This is a genomic window from Acinetobacter kyonggiensis (assembly GCF_900107285.1).
Lineage (GTDB): Bacteria > Pseudomonadota > Gammaproteobacteria > Pseudomonadales > Moraxellaceae > Acinetobacter > Acinetobacter kyonggiensis.
Window position 1 is genome coordinate 46,409 of sequence record NZ_FNPK01000017.1, and the last position, 17,778, is coordinate 64,186.

Annotated in this window: 19 protein-coding genes and 3 pseudogenes; 8 read left to right on the forward strand and 14 right to left on the reverse strand. The window is 33.9% G+C overall.

Annotated elements, in window-relative coordinates:
* Nucleotides 1-620: 620 nt before the first annotated feature.
* The 8 genes and pseudogenes from BLV99_RS13055 to BLV99_RS13085 all read right to left on the reverse strand — a co-directional run bounded on the left by BLV99_RS13055 (nucleotide 621) and on the right by BLV99_RS13085 (nucleotide 6,514).
* Complete coding sequence (locus BLV99_RS13055) at nucleotides 621-1,034, reverse strand: hypothetical protein (RefSeq protein ID WP_092691432.1); 414 nt, start codon at nucleotides 1,032-1,034, stop codon at nucleotides 621-623.
* A gap of 147 nt (nucleotides 1,035-1,181) precedes the next feature.
* Nucleotides 1,182-1,271: pseudogene (locus BLV99_RS18520) on the reverse strand (short-chain dehydrogenase); the annotation flags it as partial.
* Nucleotides 1,272-1,518: 247 nt separating this feature from the next.
* A pseudogene (locus BLV99_RS13060) lies at nucleotides 1,519-1,648 on the reverse strand (uracil-DNA glycosylase family protein); the annotation flags it as partial.
* 30 nt (nucleotides 1,649-1,678) lie between these two features.
* Entirely contained in the window at nucleotides 1,679-2,389 is a 711-nt protein-coding gene (locus BLV99_RS13065) for an SGNH/GDSL hydrolase family protein (RefSeq protein ID WP_092691434.1), read from the reverse strand.
* Between the two features lie 164 nt (nucleotides 2,390-2,553).
* A complete protein-coding gene (locus BLV99_RS13070; RefSeq protein ID WP_086185544.1) occupies nucleotides 2,554-3,297 on the reverse strand; it encodes an SDR family oxidoreductase in 744 nt (247 codons plus the stop codon).
* A gap of 27 nt (nucleotides 3,298-3,324) precedes the next feature.
* Nucleotides 3,325-4,023 (reverse strand): histidine phosphatase family protein, encoded by a 699-nt coding sequence (locus BLV99_RS13075; RefSeq protein ID WP_092691437.1) that lies wholly within the window; start codon nucleotides 4,021-4,023, stop codon nucleotides 3,325-3,327.
* Nucleotides 4,020-5,141: a phosphotransferase family protein gene (locus tag BLV99_RS13080; protein WP_092691439.1), complete on the reverse strand. Its 1,122-nt coding sequence runs from the start codon at nucleotides 5,139-5,141 to the stop codon at nucleotides 4,020-4,022. The genes BLV99_RS13075 and BLV99_RS13080 overlap by 4 nt, the downstream gene beginning before the upstream one ends.
* A gap of 134 nt (nucleotides 5,142-5,275) precedes the next feature.
* Nucleotides 5,276-6,514, reverse strand: a complete 1,239-nt coding sequence (locus BLV99_RS13085; RefSeq protein ID WP_092691441.1) for an acyl-CoA dehydrogenase family protein — start codon at nucleotides 6,512-6,514, stop codon at nucleotides 5,276-5,278.
* Nucleotides 6,515-6,608: 94 nt separating this feature from the next.
* Here BLV99_RS13085 and BLV99_RS13090 point away from each other — a divergent pair, with 94 nt between their 5' ends.
* Both BLV99_RS13090 and BLV99_RS13095 read left to right on the forward strand, forming a co-directional pair.
* The gene (locus BLV99_RS13090; protein ID WP_092691444.1) at nucleotides 6,609-7,526 is read left to right on the forward strand and encodes a LysR family transcriptional regulator; all 918 of its coding nucleotides are present in this window, start codon (nucleotides 6,609-6,611) and stop codon (nucleotides 7,524-7,526) included.
* Between the two features lie 269 nt (nucleotides 7,527-7,795).
* Nucleotides 7,796-8,350: a thermonuclease family protein gene (locus tag BLV99_RS13095; RefSeq protein ID WP_004649440.1), complete on the forward strand. Its 555-nt coding sequence runs from the start codon at nucleotides 7,796-7,798 to the stop codon at nucleotides 8,348-8,350.
* 201 nt (nucleotides 8,351-8,551) lie between these two features.
* On the opposite strand, the gene BLV99_RS13100 is transcribed toward BLV99_RS13095, so the two are convergent.
* The 5 genes from BLV99_RS13100 to BLV99_RS13120 all read right to left on the reverse strand — a co-directional run bounded on the left by BLV99_RS13100 (nucleotide 8,552) and on the right by BLV99_RS13120 (nucleotide 13,211).
* Nucleotides 8,552-9,154, reverse strand: coding sequence for a nitroreductase family protein (locus BLV99_RS13100; RefSeq protein ID WP_092691447.1), 603 nt, complete (start codon nucleotides 9,152-9,154; stop codon nucleotides 8,552-8,554).
* A gap of 280 nt (nucleotides 9,155-9,434) precedes the next feature.
* Nucleotides 9,435-9,926: a hypothetical protein gene (locus BLV99_RS13105; protein WP_092691449.1), complete on the reverse strand. Its 492-nt coding sequence runs from the start codon at nucleotides 9,924-9,926 to the stop codon at nucleotides 9,435-9,437.
* 348 nt (nucleotides 9,927-10,274) lie between these two features.
* On the reverse strand, nucleotides 10,275-10,895 hold the full coding sequence (locus BLV99_RS13110) for a hypothetical protein (protein WP_092691452.1): 621 nt from the start codon (nucleotides 10,893-10,895) through the stop codon (nucleotides 10,275-10,277).
* Between the two features lie 271 nt (nucleotides 10,896-11,166).
* Nucleotides 11,167-12,543 carry a heavy metal sensor histidine kinase gene (locus BLV99_RS13115; protein ID WP_092691454.1) on the reverse strand — a complete coding sequence of 459 codons (1,377 nt, stop codon included), beginning with the start codon at nucleotides 12,541-12,543 and terminating at the stop codon, nucleotides 11,167-11,169.
* The gene (locus tag BLV99_RS13120; RefSeq protein WP_086185535.1) at nucleotides 12,540-13,211 is read right to left on the reverse strand and encodes a heavy metal response regulator transcription factor; all 672 of its coding nucleotides are present in this window, start codon (nucleotides 13,209-13,211) and stop codon (nucleotides 12,540-12,542) included. Before BLV99_RS13120 ends, BLV99_RS13115 begins: the two co-directional genes overlap by 4 nt.
* A gap of 120 nt (nucleotides 13,212-13,331) precedes the next feature.
* On the opposite strand from BLV99_RS13120, the gene BLV99_RS13125 reads away from it, so the two are divergent.
* The 4 genes and pseudogenes from BLV99_RS13125 to BLV99_RS13140 all read left to right on the forward strand — a co-directional run bounded on the left by BLV99_RS13125 (nucleotide 13,332) and on the right by BLV99_RS13140 (nucleotide 14,984).
* Nucleotides 13,332-13,808, forward strand: coding sequence for a GlcG/HbpS family heme-binding protein (locus BLV99_RS13125; RefSeq protein ID WP_092691457.1), 477 nt, complete (start codon nucleotides 13,332-13,334; stop codon nucleotides 13,806-13,808).
* 26 nt (nucleotides 13,809-13,834) lie between these two features.
* Entirely contained in the window at nucleotides 13,835-14,233 is a 399-nt protein-coding gene (gene uraH / locus BLV99_RS13130; protein ID WP_086185533.1) for a hydroxyisourate hydrolase, read from the forward strand.
* A gap of 3 nt (nucleotides 14,234-14,236) precedes the next feature.
* A pseudogene (locus BLV99_RS13135) lies at nucleotides 14,237-14,347 on the forward strand (DUF2805 domain-containing protein); the annotation flags it as partial.
* A gap of 103 nt (nucleotides 14,348-14,450) precedes the next feature.
* Complete coding sequence (locus BLV99_RS13140) at nucleotides 14,451-14,984, forward strand: lipocalin family protein (RefSeq protein ID WP_425283559.1); 534 nt, start codon at nucleotides 14,451-14,453, stop codon at nucleotides 14,982-14,984.
* Nucleotides 14,985-15,131: 147 nt separating this feature from the next.
* On the opposite strand, the gene BLV99_RS13145 is transcribed toward BLV99_RS13140, so the two are convergent.
* Entirely contained in the window at nucleotides 15,132-15,554 is a 423-nt protein-coding gene (locus tag BLV99_RS13145) for an MAPEG family protein (protein ID WP_086185530.1), read from the reverse strand.
* A 543-nt stretch (nucleotides 15,555-16,097) separates the two neighbouring features.
* Here BLV99_RS13145 and BLV99_RS13150 point away from each other — a divergent pair.
* Both BLV99_RS13150 and BLV99_RS13155 read left to right on the forward strand, forming a co-directional pair.
* Complete coding sequence (locus tag BLV99_RS13150; RefSeq protein ID WP_092691460.1) at nucleotides 16,098-16,466, forward strand: MerR family transcriptional regulator; 369 nt, start codon at nucleotides 16,098-16,100, stop codon at nucleotides 16,464-16,466.
* A 90-nt stretch (nucleotides 16,467-16,556) separates the two neighbouring features.
* On the forward strand, nucleotides 16,557-17,354 hold the full coding sequence (locus BLV99_RS13155; protein WP_092691463.1) for an SDR family NAD(P)-dependent oxidoreductase: 798 nt from the start codon (nucleotides 16,557-16,559) through the stop codon (nucleotides 17,352-17,354).
* Nucleotides 17,355-17,778 lie beyond the last annotated feature (424 nt).

A 17,778-nucleotide genomic window follows, 5' to 3' on the forward strand; every position in this document is an offset into this window, starting at 1 on the left:
ATTCTAATTTGATACGACTGGTCATAAAAATTAATGATATTTGATCGATATATTATTTTTATTTCATGATTTTAAAGAAGATTCCTTATCCGTGATTCGGGTTGCGTAGTAATCATGTTTCGCCTATTACTCAATATTACATGTTATGTTTTGCATTCAGATAAATCAAAATATATATTTAAAATTAAAAGTCTTATCTCCAAACAGCAGCATACGGAATTATAATACTTATTAAAAAGTACAAACCAATATGCATGCTAATTAATGGACAAATAGTAAGAATAATAATATTCGCAACTAAAAATAATAAAAACATCACAAAGAATGGTGCTTTTGTGGTGTTAAAATTACTAATAGCAATATTATATGAAAAAACATTCAAACTAAGTCCCATTAAAAAATAAAAAATATAAATATAAATTGGTAAATTAGTCATATAGATATAATCAAGCATTACAGTTTACCCCCTCTTTTATCACATCAAGCATGAATAATCCTATCATCCCTACATTAGATATTTTAATTGGTGAATAACACAAAAAAATGATGAAAATTAGTACTATAGACTCAATTTTTCAACTTCATACAACGTATATTATGTTAATAATAGTCATTGGATTTTAATAAGTGATATACACTTTTGGCCTTTCATCTAAAATAACATCGAAAATCGTATTATCGGTCACAATTAGTAGATGTTCAAACTCTATATCTTGATATAGCTCACCTGCATCAGAATAGAAATCATTCAAAAAATATGAATGATTTGATATCCAAAATGAAGTTATACCAAGACTAGGTAGCATTGCTATAGTTCTTTGTCTATAGCTCTCATCCCCAACTCTATAAGAAACAGGCTGAATTTCAAATTCAACTGTAACTTTTATAGTTTCTTCATTAAGATTATTTCTATTTTTATAAGAAGCCTTAAAAAATAGCTTTAATGGTCCTGCATAAGTACTCGTCATTCCTGTATATATTAGAAAAGGCAAATGCTCATCTAATGGATACCATTCTTTATACGACTCTTTCATTATCAGTACCTAATTTTATCATCAGAACGTTTTCCTCCTGACTGTTTATTTCTTTCGTAGGAAAATTACCTGAACTTGTAGGTCTATATTAATTGATCTACGAACAGATATAGCTAAATACCAAATAAATTATCTATACCTTCCTGAGGAGCGAGAAATCCCATAAACCGTATCTATGGAATCTGGTATTAACTTTACAATTGCTTTTCCTATGCCTTTGCTGACACCATAAATCAAAAATGTTTTACTAAGCTATTCATACATAATTTAATTGATTATTAACACAGAATTCAGCATAAAACCTCAGGTTAAGTTAAGGTCAAGCTTTTATTCAATATCAAGAGTGCCATACAAGAAAGCCCTATTCTTGATTTTCCCCCGATAATTGCTAAATTAGCAATAAAAAAGCCTAAACACAAAGTTTAGAATTTTTTATTAATACTAAAGATTATTTCTATGGCTTTTATGGATTTTCAGGTTATTTATTTGAAGAATAAAAATCCATTTTCCAACGTGTCCTAGGCGGAGGAAAACTCCCCCAACATTAACAATTTCGCATTTATTGGCACAAATGGCTGAAGTGGATGGGTTTCAATTTCTGATTCAGTCGACATAACAAGCTATTTCAAAGGATTCTAATTAATTTAAAATATTTTACGGATTTTTTCTGCGACTTGCTCAGCCCAAAGTGCATATATTTCCTTACTAGGATGAAAACCATCTGCGGCCATTTCTAAATTTAATGTTTTAAAACGAACCAAATCGTATTCTATCCATTGCATATTCTTTTGTTTTTGCACAAATTGTCCAAGTGCCTGATTCATTCCTTTGGCATATTGGCCAAATAACCATGCCAAAGGATTAGGCAATGCAGGAAATAAATTCATGGGTGGAACACCCGATGCAATAATAATATGTGGAGTAAATTTTTGATTAATTTCGCTGTAAAGCTGTTGTTGTTTTTTAATCCAATTTTTTGGCTGGGTGAGTTTGGTAATATCATTTACCCCGACAGAAGTAATAACCACATCAAAATGCTGATGAGACATATTTTGAGCTGTTTCTATAATTTGTGCGCTGCTATATCCCGTTGTTGCTTCTAGCATATAACGAACTTCATACTGATTTTTTAACTGCTTCAATATTGAACCCAATAAAGCATCTTCCTGTATTTGTACGCCTACGCCTGCCGCAGCTGAATCGCCTAAAATCAAAATTGACAGTGGGTTTCCTGCACCGATCGTTCCCTGACGATTTCCGTCGGGTTCAGGCAAACGTCGTGTATTTTTTTTGACTGCATAGCCTTGAATCAGCAATGCTGGAATTAACACAATTGTAGAAATTTTTAAAAACATAGCTGTTGAAAATCTAAGAAATAGGCAATAAATATACGATTTTAAGCGGTGAAAATCATTATTAACTGATGGTATACACTTATAAAAAAACTTCATCATTTCATGTGCTGCATCTACTTTTGAAAATAAAAGGCTCATTTAGAGCCTTTTATTGGGGCTGAAAATTAACCCAACTTATTCACCAATTTTAATGGCAATATTTTCATTGCCAAACCAAGCGGCAACCACGGCCATTGTGGGACATACGCTTTAACAGGTTCTTTCTCAATGGCTTTGGCAAGTAAATGTGACCCTGTTTTTTCATCCACTTCAAAAGGTAATTTTTTCGCGCCTTCATTGAGTTCAGTTCGAATATAACCTGGGAAAATCGTCGTGACTTTAATCGGGGTATCAATTAATTCCGCACGAATGCCTTCAGCTAAATGTGCCACTGCTGCTTTACTTGCGCCATAAGCGGTTAAATGTTTTGGCATGCCACGCATTGCGCTCATTGATGAAATCATCACCAGATGACCTGAATTTTGAGCACGGAAAATTTCAACCGCAGCTTCACATTGAGCAAGTGCAGAAATAAAATTGGTTTCAACAGTGGCTTTATTAATGGCAAAATTACCTTTACCAATACGGCGACCTTCACCCACACCCGCATTGACAATAATTCGGTCAATCGTGCCAAATTCTGCTTTAAATGCTTTAAATACCTCAAACACTTGATCGTAATGAGTTACATCTAAGGTTTTTGCGATGACTTTAATTCCGTATTTGCTTTCAAGTTCTTGCTTTAACGTTTCAAGACGCTCTAAACGACGTGCACAAATCGCAAGGTTATAACCTTTTTGTGCAAATTCACGTGCCATACCTGCACCAATACCAGAACTTGCACCAGTAATTAAAATTGTTTTTGCCATGATGTATTTTTTCCTATTTTTCTACAATCAAATCCATGTGAGTAGTTGAGAATCTTCAGCTTTTATAAAATGATGCTCATTTAAACTCAAAAGTTGAGGTTCGTTTCCAACCAAACGTAATGTGGTCATACTGGCATTGGTAATTGCCCAATTTAATGCAAAAGTACGATTTGCATTTAACTCAAGTAATTTACCTGCCGCCACTGAAATCACACCACCTGATGTAAACACGACTGCATAACGGGGTTTGGTTTTTGCGAGTTCATCACTTAAATTTTGTAGTGCTGTTTCCACACGATTTTTAAAATCGGGCCAAGACTCATCATATTCATGGTGATAGTCACCCCCCGTCCAGCGTTCAATCGCACCTTCAAAAATTTTAGCTAAATAAGCACGTGGATTCGTTTCATTTTCCACATCTGCTTTAAGTAAATGTGGTTCATTAAAACGCGGTTCATACTGGGCAAAAACTTGTTGATGATTAAACTCATTCCAAGCATGGTCAGTCATGATATTGGCTTCTGGAAAACATTCAGCCAAAGCTAGATGTGCCGTTTGTTGATGTCGCTGCATCGAACCTGCCACGACATAGGGTTCTTCTTTTAGAATCTTATTAAAATATTGACCTAATAATTTTGCCTGTAATTCACCATTCGGAGAAAGGTTGTCATAACTTTCTGCACCAAAAGAAGCTTGCCCGTGACGAATCAGATAAATTGTGGTCATTTCGCTAAAATTTCCTGTAGTTTGGATATGTATTTTTGTGCAATTTCATTGGCTTCGAGTTTTTGTTTGCCAATCAGTTTTAAGGCACGAATATGTAAGGCATGAATCACAATCCAAAAGTCTTTAAATGCAGGATTGCTGGTTTGCTTATGATAGTAACGATAGTAAATTTGCTGCGCAATGACCGCTAAACGGAAAATGCCGAACACTTCGTAAAAAGTCCAATTTTCCGTTTGTAACCCTGTTTTATCTAAATAATATTCAACCACTTCTTTACGGGTAAACATGCCTTTTAAATTTGTGGGTTGACGACGTGTAGACTTAAAAATGTGATGGTCTGTTTCTTCTACCCAATAGGCCAAAGCAGAACCTAAATCCATCAAGGGATCACCCAAAGTCGCCATTTCCCAATCCAATACACCAATTACTTCCGTTGGATTTTTAGGATCTAAAATCACATTATCAAAACGCCAATCATTATGAATAATGCAGGTTTTAGAATCGGCGGGGATATTGTCATGTAGCCATTTCCGTACAAACTTAAATGAAGGCACATTGATGGTATGGGCTTTTGCATAACGAGCATCCCAACCTTCGACCTGACGACGACAATAACCGTCGCCTTTGCCTAATTTTTCAAGTTCAGTTCCTTGATAAGGTACTTGGTGTAATTCAATCAGTTTATCAAGCACATTAATACAAAGTTGATGTACATCAGCTTCATCAAATTGCAATTCAGGTGGTAATTTAGCACGCGGAATAATGCCTTTGATGCGTTTCATCACATAGAAGTCACAGCCAAGTACAGACTCGTCCTGACACAGTGCAACCATTTCAGGTAGTGCTGAATAAAAAGGTGCCAGATTTTTTTGTACATGATATTCACGTGCCATATCATGCGCAGATTTAGCTTTAGTCCCTTTTGGTGGGCGACGTAGAATTAAATCAGCATTGTCATATTTTAAACGATAGGTCCAATTGGAAGCACCTCCTGAATATTGAGTGACTTCAACTTGACCTTGTAGATCAACACCTTGTGTTTTAAGCCAATTTTCTACCGCAACGATATCAAGTTCTTCGCCTTCACGGACATTTCCACCAACATCAATCACTGACATTATTCTTTCCCTAAATCTTCAATTTTAAAAAGACTTCTTACTTCATTTATACCTCTTTAATTTTCCTACATAAACAGAAAAATTTAAGGAAAATTGTAAGAGGTCTCCTCTAGCATCATTTATATTTTTTAATCTTACTTACGACGTGAGCCGTAACCACGTTTTGCCAATTCAAGTTTAGCAATCATGCCTTTATGCACTTCATCTGGACCATCGGCTAAACGTAGGCTACGTGCTTGAGCAAAAAAACCTGTTAAAGGTGTATCGCGTGAAACCCCTGCACCGCCATGAATTTGAATGGCCATATCGACCACTTTTTCCAATACACTAGGTGCAACCACTTTAATGGCTGAAATTTCGGTTAAAGCGGCCATGTTGCCTAAAGTATCCATTTTATAAGCAGCATACAAAGTCAATAAACGTGCTTGATCAATCGCAACACGTGCTTCTGCAACACGTTCTAAATTGCCACCCAGTTTAAGAATTTCTTGACCAAAAGCAGTGCGGCTCATTCCACGGTCAATCATCAACTCTAACGATTTTTCCGCTGCGCCAATACAACGCATACAATGGTGAATACGTCCAGGCCCTAAACGTCCTTGAGCAATTTCAAAACCTTGACCTGCGCCACCAATAAAATTGCTCACAGGTACACGAACATTATCGAAACTGACTTCACCATGACCATGTGGTGCATCATAATCACCAAATACAGGTAACATACGTTCAATTTTAACACCTGCCGCTTCAACAGGAACTAAAACCATAGAATGTTGATGATGACGATCTTTAGTCTCATCTGGCGTATGTGCCATAAAAATAATCATTTTTGCGTTTGGATCACCTAAACCTGACGACCACCATTTACGACCATTTAAAACAATTTCATCACCAACGACGACTGCTGTAGCTTGCATATTGGTCGCATCACTAGAAGCTACAGCAGGTTCAGTCATACAAAATACGGAACGAATTTTTCCATCTAATAGTGGCATTAACCATTGCTGTTTTTGTGCTTCACTACCGTAACGCCACAATACTTCCATATTGCCACTGTCAGGTGCATTACAATTAAATACGGTAGGTGCAATTAAACTGCGTCCTGTAAGTTCAGCAATATGCGCATATTCTTGAACAGATAAGCCCTGACCTAATTCAGTATCGGGCAAAAACATATTCCAAAGCCCCGCTGCTTTGGCTTTATCTTTTAGCACCTCTATTTGTGCAGGCCACTGCCATTTAGTCCAATCACCACCTTGATTTAACTCATGAACTTCATTCCAAAAATCTGTTTCAATGGGTTCAATTTCATTTTTTATAAAGGCTTTCGTCCGTTCAATATAATCTTGCGCACGTGCTGATAATTCAAACATCTCATGATCCCTTAAAATATTATGCTAACTTCGCTTTACAACAACATAACCTCAAAACTATTATGAACAAAATGATTTAATTCCATATTTCACTATGAATAATATTCATCATAAAACCGTTTTAGACATGGCTGTCTTTCATAAAATTGACATCAATTTATATCCATTGTTTATTGCTATTTTTGAACAAAACAGTATTTCTAAATCTGCACAGTTACTCTGTATTAGTCAGTCCGCAGCCAGCCATGCCCTGCAACGACTACGACAACATTTGCAGGATGATTTATTTGTCCGTGCTGGCAGTCAAATGTTACCGACACCATTTGCTGAACGGATTTATCCTATAATTAAAAATGCATTATTTGCTATTCAAAGTATTTCTTTACAAAAGCAAAGTTTTGACCCGAGCATGGTACAAACACTCAAAATAGCCATTCATGATGAAATTGAACCGATTATTTTGCCAAAACTAGTTGAGCATTTTCATCAACTCAATTTAGAGGTACAATTTTTTAGCATTAAGTTAGACCGTAAAAATGTGCTAACCGATTTGGCCACGCAACAAATAGATTTTGTAATTGATTTAGAACAAAATTTTGCTGATAAAATTCAATTTAAAAAATTGGTACAAGACCAATTTGTCGTGTGTACTCAACAGCAAAGTATGACGGCTGAAATTTATTTTGCTTTACCACATATTGGTGTCTCTTCACGACGTACAGGTGTACTCGTTGAGGATATTTATTTAAATCGTAAACAATTCTCTCGTCAGATTTTTTTACGCTGTCAACATTATTCAACAGCTTTACAAATTTTAGAGCAACAAGCCGCTGTCATTTTGACCATTCCTAAAAATATGCTTGCTCATTTACACATGGCAGAATGTTTAAACATTTTTGAGGTGCCTGTAGAACTGCCGAATATTAATATTGGAATGTATTGGCATAAAGATGTGCAGGAGAATGCAAGGCACCAATTTTTAAGGAATGAAATTTTAAAAATTTTTGCTTAGGCTATTTATATGTAATTGTTAAATCTGTTTAAGTTATTTTAAATGACTATTCTTGATTGCTTTGGTTTATTTATCCTTGAGCTTTATTTCACATTGAACTTGTTGTTTAAATAGGCGAAAGGCTGAATTAACAATATTTTCAGCACCATTTGCCTATTTATTCAGCTCTTATTTTTTGCGATTTCAATTAAACTAATTCCTCATTTCTCTCTTTTTATTGCTGAATTTAGACTGAATTTTTCAAACTAATTTCAACAAAGTTTTCTTTTATGTTGGCAAATCTCTCCCCTGTTTGGCTTATGGTTTTAGGCTTCATCTGTTGTCTAATTTTTTTATTTATTTTCCGCAAAATTTATACTTTTTTAAGTATTTTTTTTAAGCCTTTTAAAAAGGGAAAAAGCTATTATTGCCGCGTCACCGCCATTAGTGATGGCGATACTCTCACCTGCCATCGCTTAAACTTCCGACGTTCAGAAACCAAATTACGTTTTGCCTACGTCGATGCACCTGAATCAAGTCAGGCTTATGGCAAAGAGTCAGCACGTCTAATTAAAAGTATGGTGCACCAAAAATGGGTACGGGTAAAAATTACCGATATTGACCGTTATGGGCGCTGCGTGGGGGTTATTTACCGCTATCGTAAAAGTATGAATGAAGAAATGGTCAAACGTGGTGCGGCTTGGGTATATGAAGAATATATCAAAGATAAAAAACACCTACACTATATGATGTCACTGCAAGACAAAGCCAAAAAGCAGAAAAAAGGCTTATGGAAAAGTAGCCGTCCTATACGTCCAAGTGTCTATCGTAAACAAAGCAAATAGAACTTATCAATAATCAAAGTTTAAATCTGTAAAATGCGCCAATTCATTATGAATGATTTGGTGTAACGCCCTCATCTACATGAATAGAAATTTATAATGGATGAACACTGCGTCTCGCCTTAAAATATCAAACGCCCAATGAAAGACATCAGGCGTTTGATTAAAATAGCTCAATCCTTATTTTAGGGCTAAAGACTCAAATTATTTAAAGACTTTAAAACGCACAGTATCATCTATATAGGCTTTGTCTTTAGCTTCACCTTCAACAGAACCAAAAACCAACTGGGCACGAAGTTTCCAGTTTGCAGGAATATCCCATTCTGCATGTACTTGCTCATCGACAATTGGGTTGTAATGCTGAAGTGAAGCACCTAAGCCGTCCGTATGTAATGCAGTCCAAGTGGCAAACTGTGCAATTGCAGTTGAATGTTCTGCCCACACTGGAAAATTATCTGCATAAGATGGGAACTGCTCTTGCAAGCCTTGAATCACATCTAGATCTTCAAAAAATAAAACCGTACCTACACCTGCCGCAAAACTATCCATTTTGGCATCGGTTTTTGCCGCAGCGTCGGCATCTTTTGCATAAGATTTTAATTTTTCTTTCACAAAGCCCCAAAATTTTTCATGCTCGGCATTAAATAAAATGACAGCACGTGACGATTGTGAGTTAAACGATGATGGGCTTTGCTTAATAGCATGTTGAATCAAATCAGTTAAATGTTCTGGACTTTGCTCTACATTTTTACCTAGAGCATAAATTGTACGGCGTTTATTAATTAAATCTAAAAACTGATTCGACATTTGATGAAATCCTGTAATATTTTCTCGGGAAGATTTTAAACAACCTGCAAACACTATTAAGAAAATGTGAACTATCAACTTTCATAACAATACATATGTAAACATGTTGTGGTCATACCATATGCAATAATAATTCCAATATCTAGTACATTTTATTGATAATTAAATCTTTAATTTTTTATATAAAATATTTTATTTTATTTAAATATCTTGATTAGCCGCAAAGTAACATTAAAAAATCCTCCAAAATTGGAGGATCTTTACAACACTTTATTGAATTTTAGAATTTCGCATTCAAAATACTTTGTGAGACTTTATTCTTCCAAAGATCACGTAAAGTCGGTAAATAGAATTTTTCACCAATTTCAACCAACTCGGCATCAATCAATGCATGAATTTCGTGCATAAATAAATAATCCAATTCGACTGTTTTCAATTTTTTATTGGTTTTAGCAAACGCCTTACGCTTTTGTTGCGCAGTTTTAACCAATTGATCGGCATAATTCTTATTTTTAAATTGAGAAATCGCATTTAAGCGTAATTCAATTACACCCCAACCGGTTAATAATAACTTGAACAACTCAAAATCTTCTGTGGTTGATTCCCAAGTCATTTCATCCAAATTTTCATCATTCGGAAGAACAGGAAGAAGAAGTTCCATGATACTCGGAAAAATCTTTTTAAAATTCAAAATAAATTTAACAGGATGCTCACCCGGATAATCCTTAAATTGCACCTTTTTCTGAACATCTGTTAAATAAATATCTAGCATTAAAAAAAACCTTATATAGAGCACTGTTTTTTATAGCTTTATTTTTCACCTTGCAAAATGAATGCAAAATAGAAACAAAACAAAAACATAAAAAGAAAAGCATTTTAACAATTATGACATTTTATTCAATGCTAATTCATTTATTTAAAAGAGCATCTACAGAATAAGATGAAAGACTGGGTAGATATTAAAAAAACTGCCCTTTCGGACGGTCTGTTTTGTTATTTTAGTAATGCAAACCTTTGATGCGGCATCGTCTTCAGTTCAAACATATGTTCATAGTCATAAGCTGGCAGATCTATACCATGCTTCTTACATACATCCGATATGGCATAGGTCATAGAGAACCTATTCCCCTCCTGCTTCAATAGAATTTCTCTTATTAAGTAGTTCAACTATTCTTTTTAAATCAAAAAGTACTATTGTGGTGATAAACAGGAATACTGCAACTGCTAACAGCCCTAGCACTAGGGAAAGTATAACAATAATAGAAACATACTCTGGAAGCATGAGCGCACTTTTAAGCCAAAGGACATTATCTTTAAAAATATAAATAGAAAAAATGAACATGAATATTATAAATATTAAAGTAATAAGCAGCATTATTTTTTCTTTTATGAATTCATATGTATTTAATGAAATTCCAATAATTTGGTTGTCGTCATTTTTATTAATTATTAAACTGGTGTCCCATAAAGCCAGTGTTTTAGCAACTATTTCATAATTTGTAATATTTTCATTTTTGATCAAAAAATCTATCAATTGATATGATACCAACTGACTACCTACAAGCACTTGTGCTACAGCATTTTTTCTTGCTCGTTTTTCAACAACATCTACATCTAAGCTATCTACAGCTTTAATATCCTCAAAATACTCAACCCGACGTACTAATTTTTCTTCTGCGTTATGAAATTTATTTTTTCGTTCCACAAAAAGCAAAAGTATCTTATGAATGAATTCCCACATAAATTCCCAATAATTAATAAAGGCATGTTTTCTAAATCATCTTAAATTTATGTTAGCATTTCAAGTAAATTTATGAATTTTATAAAATTATTAAATTTTTACTCATTTTAGTTTTCGGGTTCACTTCCATCCAAGTTTATGCAAAAAAATGTGCGGACTTTTCCACGCAACAACAAAAGTAGCTTTAAAAGTTGTAAAGGAAAAACTCAGAGATAAGAAATTAACGATGGTCTATGTAAGTTACATAGCCAATTATTAGGGGTAAATATTTTTATATTATTTTCAATTTTAGGCAAAAAACAACCCCCTCATATGTATTGCGAACAGTTGCCTCTCCATCATGTAATACCATAATAGATTTAACAATTGCCAACCCCAACCCACCTGTTTTGGCTTTGGCATGCCGACTAAAGTCAATTTGATAAAAACGCTCAAATAAGTAATTTAAATGTTGCTCTTCTATGTGAACGCCATTTGTTAATATCTCTATATAAACATCATTTACATCTAATTTTGTAGAAATGACAATATTCTGCTTTTCAGTTCCATAATCAATTGCATTGATCAAAAGATTTGATAAGGCCCTTTTCAGTAGATCTATATTGCCATGCGTTCGAACATTCTTATCCAACTTCAGAACAAATGACATTTTCTTATCTTCTGCTAAGAATTCAAAATAATCTACTAACTCTAAAATAGTGCGATATAAATCAACTTCTTCTTTTTTTATAATAAAATTGCCATTTTCAGAACGAGCAATAAATAACATATTGTCGATCATCTTGCTTAATCGCTCATATTCTTCAAGATGTGAATATAGAAGTTGCTCCAGTTCTTGCTGTGGCCGAGAATGCATGAGAACAATTTGTGTTTGGCCCATTAAATTATTTAGAGGTGTTCTGAGTTCATGTGCAATATCTTCAGAAAATCGAGCTAATTGATCATAATTAATCTGAATTTTTTCCAACATACTATTCATAGCTGAACGCAACTTCTCCACCTCAACAGTCGTACTTTTAGTTTCAAATCGTTGCTGTAATTGAGTACCTTGGATTTTATTAGCTTGTTCTATTAAATTATTTAAAGATTTAAGTAAGTACAAACCAATCCAACGACCAAGCAAACTGGCCATCACAATGCCTAGTAAACTATAGAAAATTAATTTCCATAAATATTGATTTAAAGTAGATTGCGTTTCATCTAATTGCTTTCCAGCAATAAGTTGATAATGTTGATTTTTAAATATCACCGTTTTATAGGCCAAACGAGTTGTCGATAATTTAGGTTTATTATCGACAAACATTATAGATTTGGTTTCATCCATGTCTGGGATAGAAACTTTTAGCGGGTTAATGTCGATTAAGGTGTTGTTATTATTCTTTAAAATTAAAAGGTTATCCTCTTTTCCGACCATGTTTTCATATAAATTCGGGTGTTGCACTAAAATTTGGAAACTTTCCTGATCTTTTAAAAAAACTTCAATACGTTCAATACGTGCAGCTAAATTCTGATCACGCTGCTCAGCCAACATCTTCTGCATATTGTGATAAGAAAGCAAACCAACACTCAAAAATACAATACAAGAAATAAGACTAAAAGCGATGCTTAAACGTGTAGCCAATGTCCAATTATTTAGATATTTTTTCATTTATTCGTACTTAATCGATATCCCATACCACGAACCGTATGTATTAATTTTGGCTGAAAATTATCATCAACTTTGGCACGTAAACGCCGAATAGCAACATCGACAACATTGGTATCTGTATCAAAATTAATATTCCACACTTCAGAGGCAATTTGAGATCGGGTTAATAACTCACCTGTGCGTTGCATTAATAAATGTAAAAGAGAAAATTCTTTGGAAGTTAGATCGATTTTTTTCTGGTTCCGGTATACGGTATGCTCAAGTCTATATAAGATTAGGTCTTCAACTTGATAATATTCAGATTCGACTTTCACGCTTCGTCGCAATAGACTTTTGACTCGCGCTAATAATTCAATATAAGAAAATGGTTTGATTAAGTAATCATCTGCACCTAAATCCAAACCTTTAACCCTATCTAAAACATGATCTTTGGCAGTTAACATGAGTACTGGAATTTTAGAAAAAGTTCTTAAGGTCTTTAATATCTGCCAACCATCAATTTCAGGCAACATGACATCTAGAATCACTAAATCAAATTTTTTTTCCTGCAGCAATGTTATAGCGGTTAATCCATCATACGCAATAGAGCATAAATAGCCTGATTCATTTAAACCTCTTGCTAAAAATTGAGCAATTTTCTTTTCATCTTCAACAATAAGTATTTGCATATAACCATATTATATTGGTTTGTCTGTTTATATATTACAAATCCGTAATCTGATTGTCATGCAATAGTGATTTTATTTTATATAAGCTAAGAGACCTCTTCATTTAACTTAATAGAACTTATGAAAAAACTTCTATTTATTCCTATAATATTTTTTAACTCAATGACATATGCTACACCTAAAACCAATTATGTCATGGATTTGAATCTTGCTAATCAACTTGCAATGAATGTTATGCAAGCTTGTACTCATCTTACAAAACCTGCCGCAATTGTCATTCTTGACCAAGGTGGTAATGAGATGGTGAGTCAACGTCATGAAACCATTGGTATTCATAACTTAGTAGCAGCACAAAGAAAAGCTTTTACTGCTTACTCAAGTAAAGTAAGCACCTTACAATTTATGCGCAATGCGCAGAACAATTTAGATTCACAGAACTTAACTAGCATACCTGAATTATTACTTTTAGGTGGAGGTGTCCCTGTGATTTATAAAAGTCAGATATTAGGTGCAGTCGGTGTCGCTGGTGCAGGTGGGTCAATTCAAGATGACCAATGCGCGCAACAAGGTATAGCCACAACACTGAAACAAATTTAAATCAATATTATTATAGGTTTTTCCATATGAAAAAGTCACTTTTAATCGCCAGCAGTTTATTTTTTTCAAGTTGGGTTATGGCTCAAAATCCTTTAAGCGTACATGTGCTTAATTTAGAGAGTGGACTCCCCTCATCAGATGTAAAAGTCACCTTAGAAGAACAGAAAAATGGTAAATGGATTCAAATTTCAGAAGCAAAAACCAATGAGCAAGGTCGTGTAACTGCGCTCTTTCCTGAAAATAAAACCTTCGACAACACTATATATAAAGTAACTTTTAAAACAGGTGATTGGTTTAAAAAGAATAAGCAAAATTCTTTCTTTCCAGAAGTTCCTGTAATTTTTCAAACAGACGGTTCAGTAAAGCACTATCACATACCATTACTTCTTAGCCCTTACGGATATTCAACATACAGGGGGAACTAATTCAGTAGTTTTAAAATTTGGCGTAAGCGAATGACAGAAAGTGAGACTAAACACTTCCAGTTACATCCACTGGATATCTGTCGAGCCTATTGCAGTCGCCAATATAAACATTGATAAGTATTTATAATAGCGTTTTAAAATTTTGTTAATAGGCGCTTGAGCTATCTTTCAGATATAAACTATTAAGGTATATAAAATGAATATACTATTGAAATCAATGTATAAGTTTGCAACATTTGGAATATTTAGTTTTATAATTTCAGTTACTTCTCATGCCGAAACGATTGCTCCACAAGCTGTCGATAAAATCGATATTAAACAATATGCAGGTAAGTGGTATGAAGTTTCTCACCTACCAATGTATTTTCAACGTAAATGTGTAGCAAATACCACGGCTCAATATAGTATAAATAACAACCAGACTGTATCGGTATTAAATAGCTGTCGTACAGCAACTGGTGAAGTTATTAGCTCAAAAGGTGTTGCTTATCCGCAAAACCCGGGCAATAGTAAACTTAAAGTAAGCTTCCTACCAAAAGGGCTAAGATGGTTACCATTCACTAAAGGAGATTATTGGGTTCTACGTATTGACCCTGAATACAAAGTTGCTTTAGTAGGTGGTGAAAGTAATAAATACTTATGGATATTGTCACGTGATACAAAAATTGATGAAAAAATCTATCAATCTTATTTAGATACTGCAAAAAGCTATGGTTATGATGTGAGTAAATTGGTCAAAACACCTCAATAGTTTTTAGTCAAAATTTTAAAATTAATATAATAACATTATGAATAACAGCCCTCACATTGAGGGCTTTTCAACGATTAACAAAGCTCTTATCTTCTTACAACCATTCTTTCTAAATTTTATATGTAATCCGATCTTCAAATATGATAATCAAATAATCGTAAATATGATCTGAATAGCCATAATAAATAAACAAACTACCCCCGCTACATAAGCAATAGTACGCCAAGGCTGAATAGAGTTCAGATACGTAATCGTATGAATAACTCTAAAAAATGTAAAAATACTAAATAACCATACCGTCATAGTATAATTTGTATTTAGTACAATACATAAACCACCTAGAACCCAGAATAATGGAATATTTTCTAAATCATTCAACCATGCTTGGTGAGCCCTAACAACTTGTGGAAGTTCTGTAGTTTGAGCAGCAACTTTTAAAAAGCCTGCATCTTCAACATTCCTAAAAGCTTTATTTTTAATTCGATGAAATCCTTGATAACAAGAGATTGCGAACATTTTAATAAAAAGCAATAACGTACATAATGCGTAAACATGCAAAATATTATCCATGCATCCCTCTTAAAAACAAAATTAAAATTTATTATTCATACCCTTGTTTATCACGAAATTCGATAAAAATCGCTTGAATTTTTCAAACTATCTCAAATATTTAGCAGGGCGAAAACAACGGTGTAATTTGTAGTCTAAATAATGAGTATCCGCATTACACGTAAACTCTAATATGCACCTTTATGGATAATTTCCTCTTGAGAGCACTCAAATTATTTATGGCTGAGAATCACCTTGTGCTGCTGATTTTTGGTGCCAGTACATCGCTTCCTCATTACCCTGCCACACGCTTTCCCCAAGATTATTTAAGCACTGGCTTCTCTCTATATCACCAATATTCCAGTTTTTTTAAAAGAGTCTTAATTTTCAAAAGCAAAATCCATAGAGAAACTCCCCCTAATGGAAGATATATACTTTATAAAGTTTCATTATTAACATTTTTATAAAATAAGATTGCATGGGAAATAAAAATAGTTGAAAAACTTGAAAGGAAGAATGATCTAATGATATTTATCATCTGCAAACTAAAAAAGAGATAGATAGATGTATATTGGGAAATTAGCTCTGGTGACAGGTGTAACACAAAAAGCGATTCGACATTATGAGAACTTGGGTTTAATCCCAGCACCAGAGCGTAAAGGTAATTACCGTTTTTATAAACAGTTAGATATTCAGTTAATTAAAATGATTAAACAGGCACAGGCCGTAGGTTTTAGTCTTTCGGAAATTGCTACACTGGCAGAAATTAAAGCTCAAGAAAAGCGATTTCCGCTAGAAATAGCTCAACAACTTCTTAAAGATAAACAGCTGCAAATTTTGCAGAAAAAAGCTGAGTTAGAGAGAATAGAAAAAGATTTACTTTTCTTAGAGCAAGAGCTTACAGAAATGTACGGCGCTGAAAAAACATCATAGATAGCAAGAGATTCTTTTAGAAATACTCTTGACTCTCACCTTAGGGTAAAGGTTTATATTACTTGCCACAGCAAACCGCGAGGGCAAAACATGAATATATTGACATCATTTAAGGGGAAAACAGCTTTAGTTACAGGGGCCTCATCTGGTATAGGAATGGGATTTGCTAGAACTCTTGCAGCAAATGGAATTGACTTGGTTATTACTGCGCGCTCTGAAATGAAGCTGCAAGATCTGGCACAAGAGTTAAAAACTGCATACGGCATTAAAATTTATGTAATTGTCTTAGATTTAGCTGAAACTAATTCAGTTTATAAATTAACAGAATATTTAACAGAAAATCATATAATAATTGATATCTTGATTAATAATGCTGGTTTTGGAAAATGGGCAAAGTTCTTAGGTGAGCCTTTAAGCAATTATCATCAAATGCTGACATTAAACATCAATAGCCTAGTCACATTAACCTATTTACTTTTGCCAGCTATGCTTGAAAAAAAACAAGGATTGATCATTAATGTTGCATCAATAGCCGCATTTCAACCACTTCCCTATATTGCAGTATATGGAGCATCTAAAACTTTTGTGCTTAATTTTACGGAAGCAATTGCAGGAGAAAATCTTGATTCAGGAGTAAAATTTTTGGCATTATGTCCTGGCAATACCGCAACAAATTTTGCTCAAGTTGCAAATGCTGATACAGATGGAATGCCAGTTTCAACAGTAGAAACAGTCGTTGATGCCGCTATAAGGGCTTTAGACCGTAATCAGCTATATTGTATTCCAGGGAAAAGAAACTATTTTACAGCTCAGTTCGCCCGTATTATTCCTAGGCTTATAATGCTCAAAATAGTAGAAAATATGTTCAAAAAAAGAGTTATTAAATAGTTTTTATATTATATAAAATTTATTTAACAAAAATTTACTCTTAATTATCAAAGAAATTTCTTACTGGTAGAGGTTTTAATTGGGATGTTGTTATCGTAGATGCAACAGAAATAGTCATACAGCATCCTAAAAAACAGAAGAAAAACTATAATGCTGTACAGCCTTCTATCAGACTGTACAACAACACACCATTTGATAACATCTACCACTCGGAATACAAAGGATCTTTTCAGGAAAATCCAGTAGAATTTGTAAAGAGCAAAAAGTTACGTACTGATGGATTTATCAATCGGTATCGCAAAACAGCATGGACATTAATTATAATTTCTCTAGGGCGTGTCATCAATTAAGCCAAATTATTGTTGAAGCAAGATAGATTGCTGACAGGAAGTTTTGAGCCAATTTGTCATAGCGTGTGGCAATA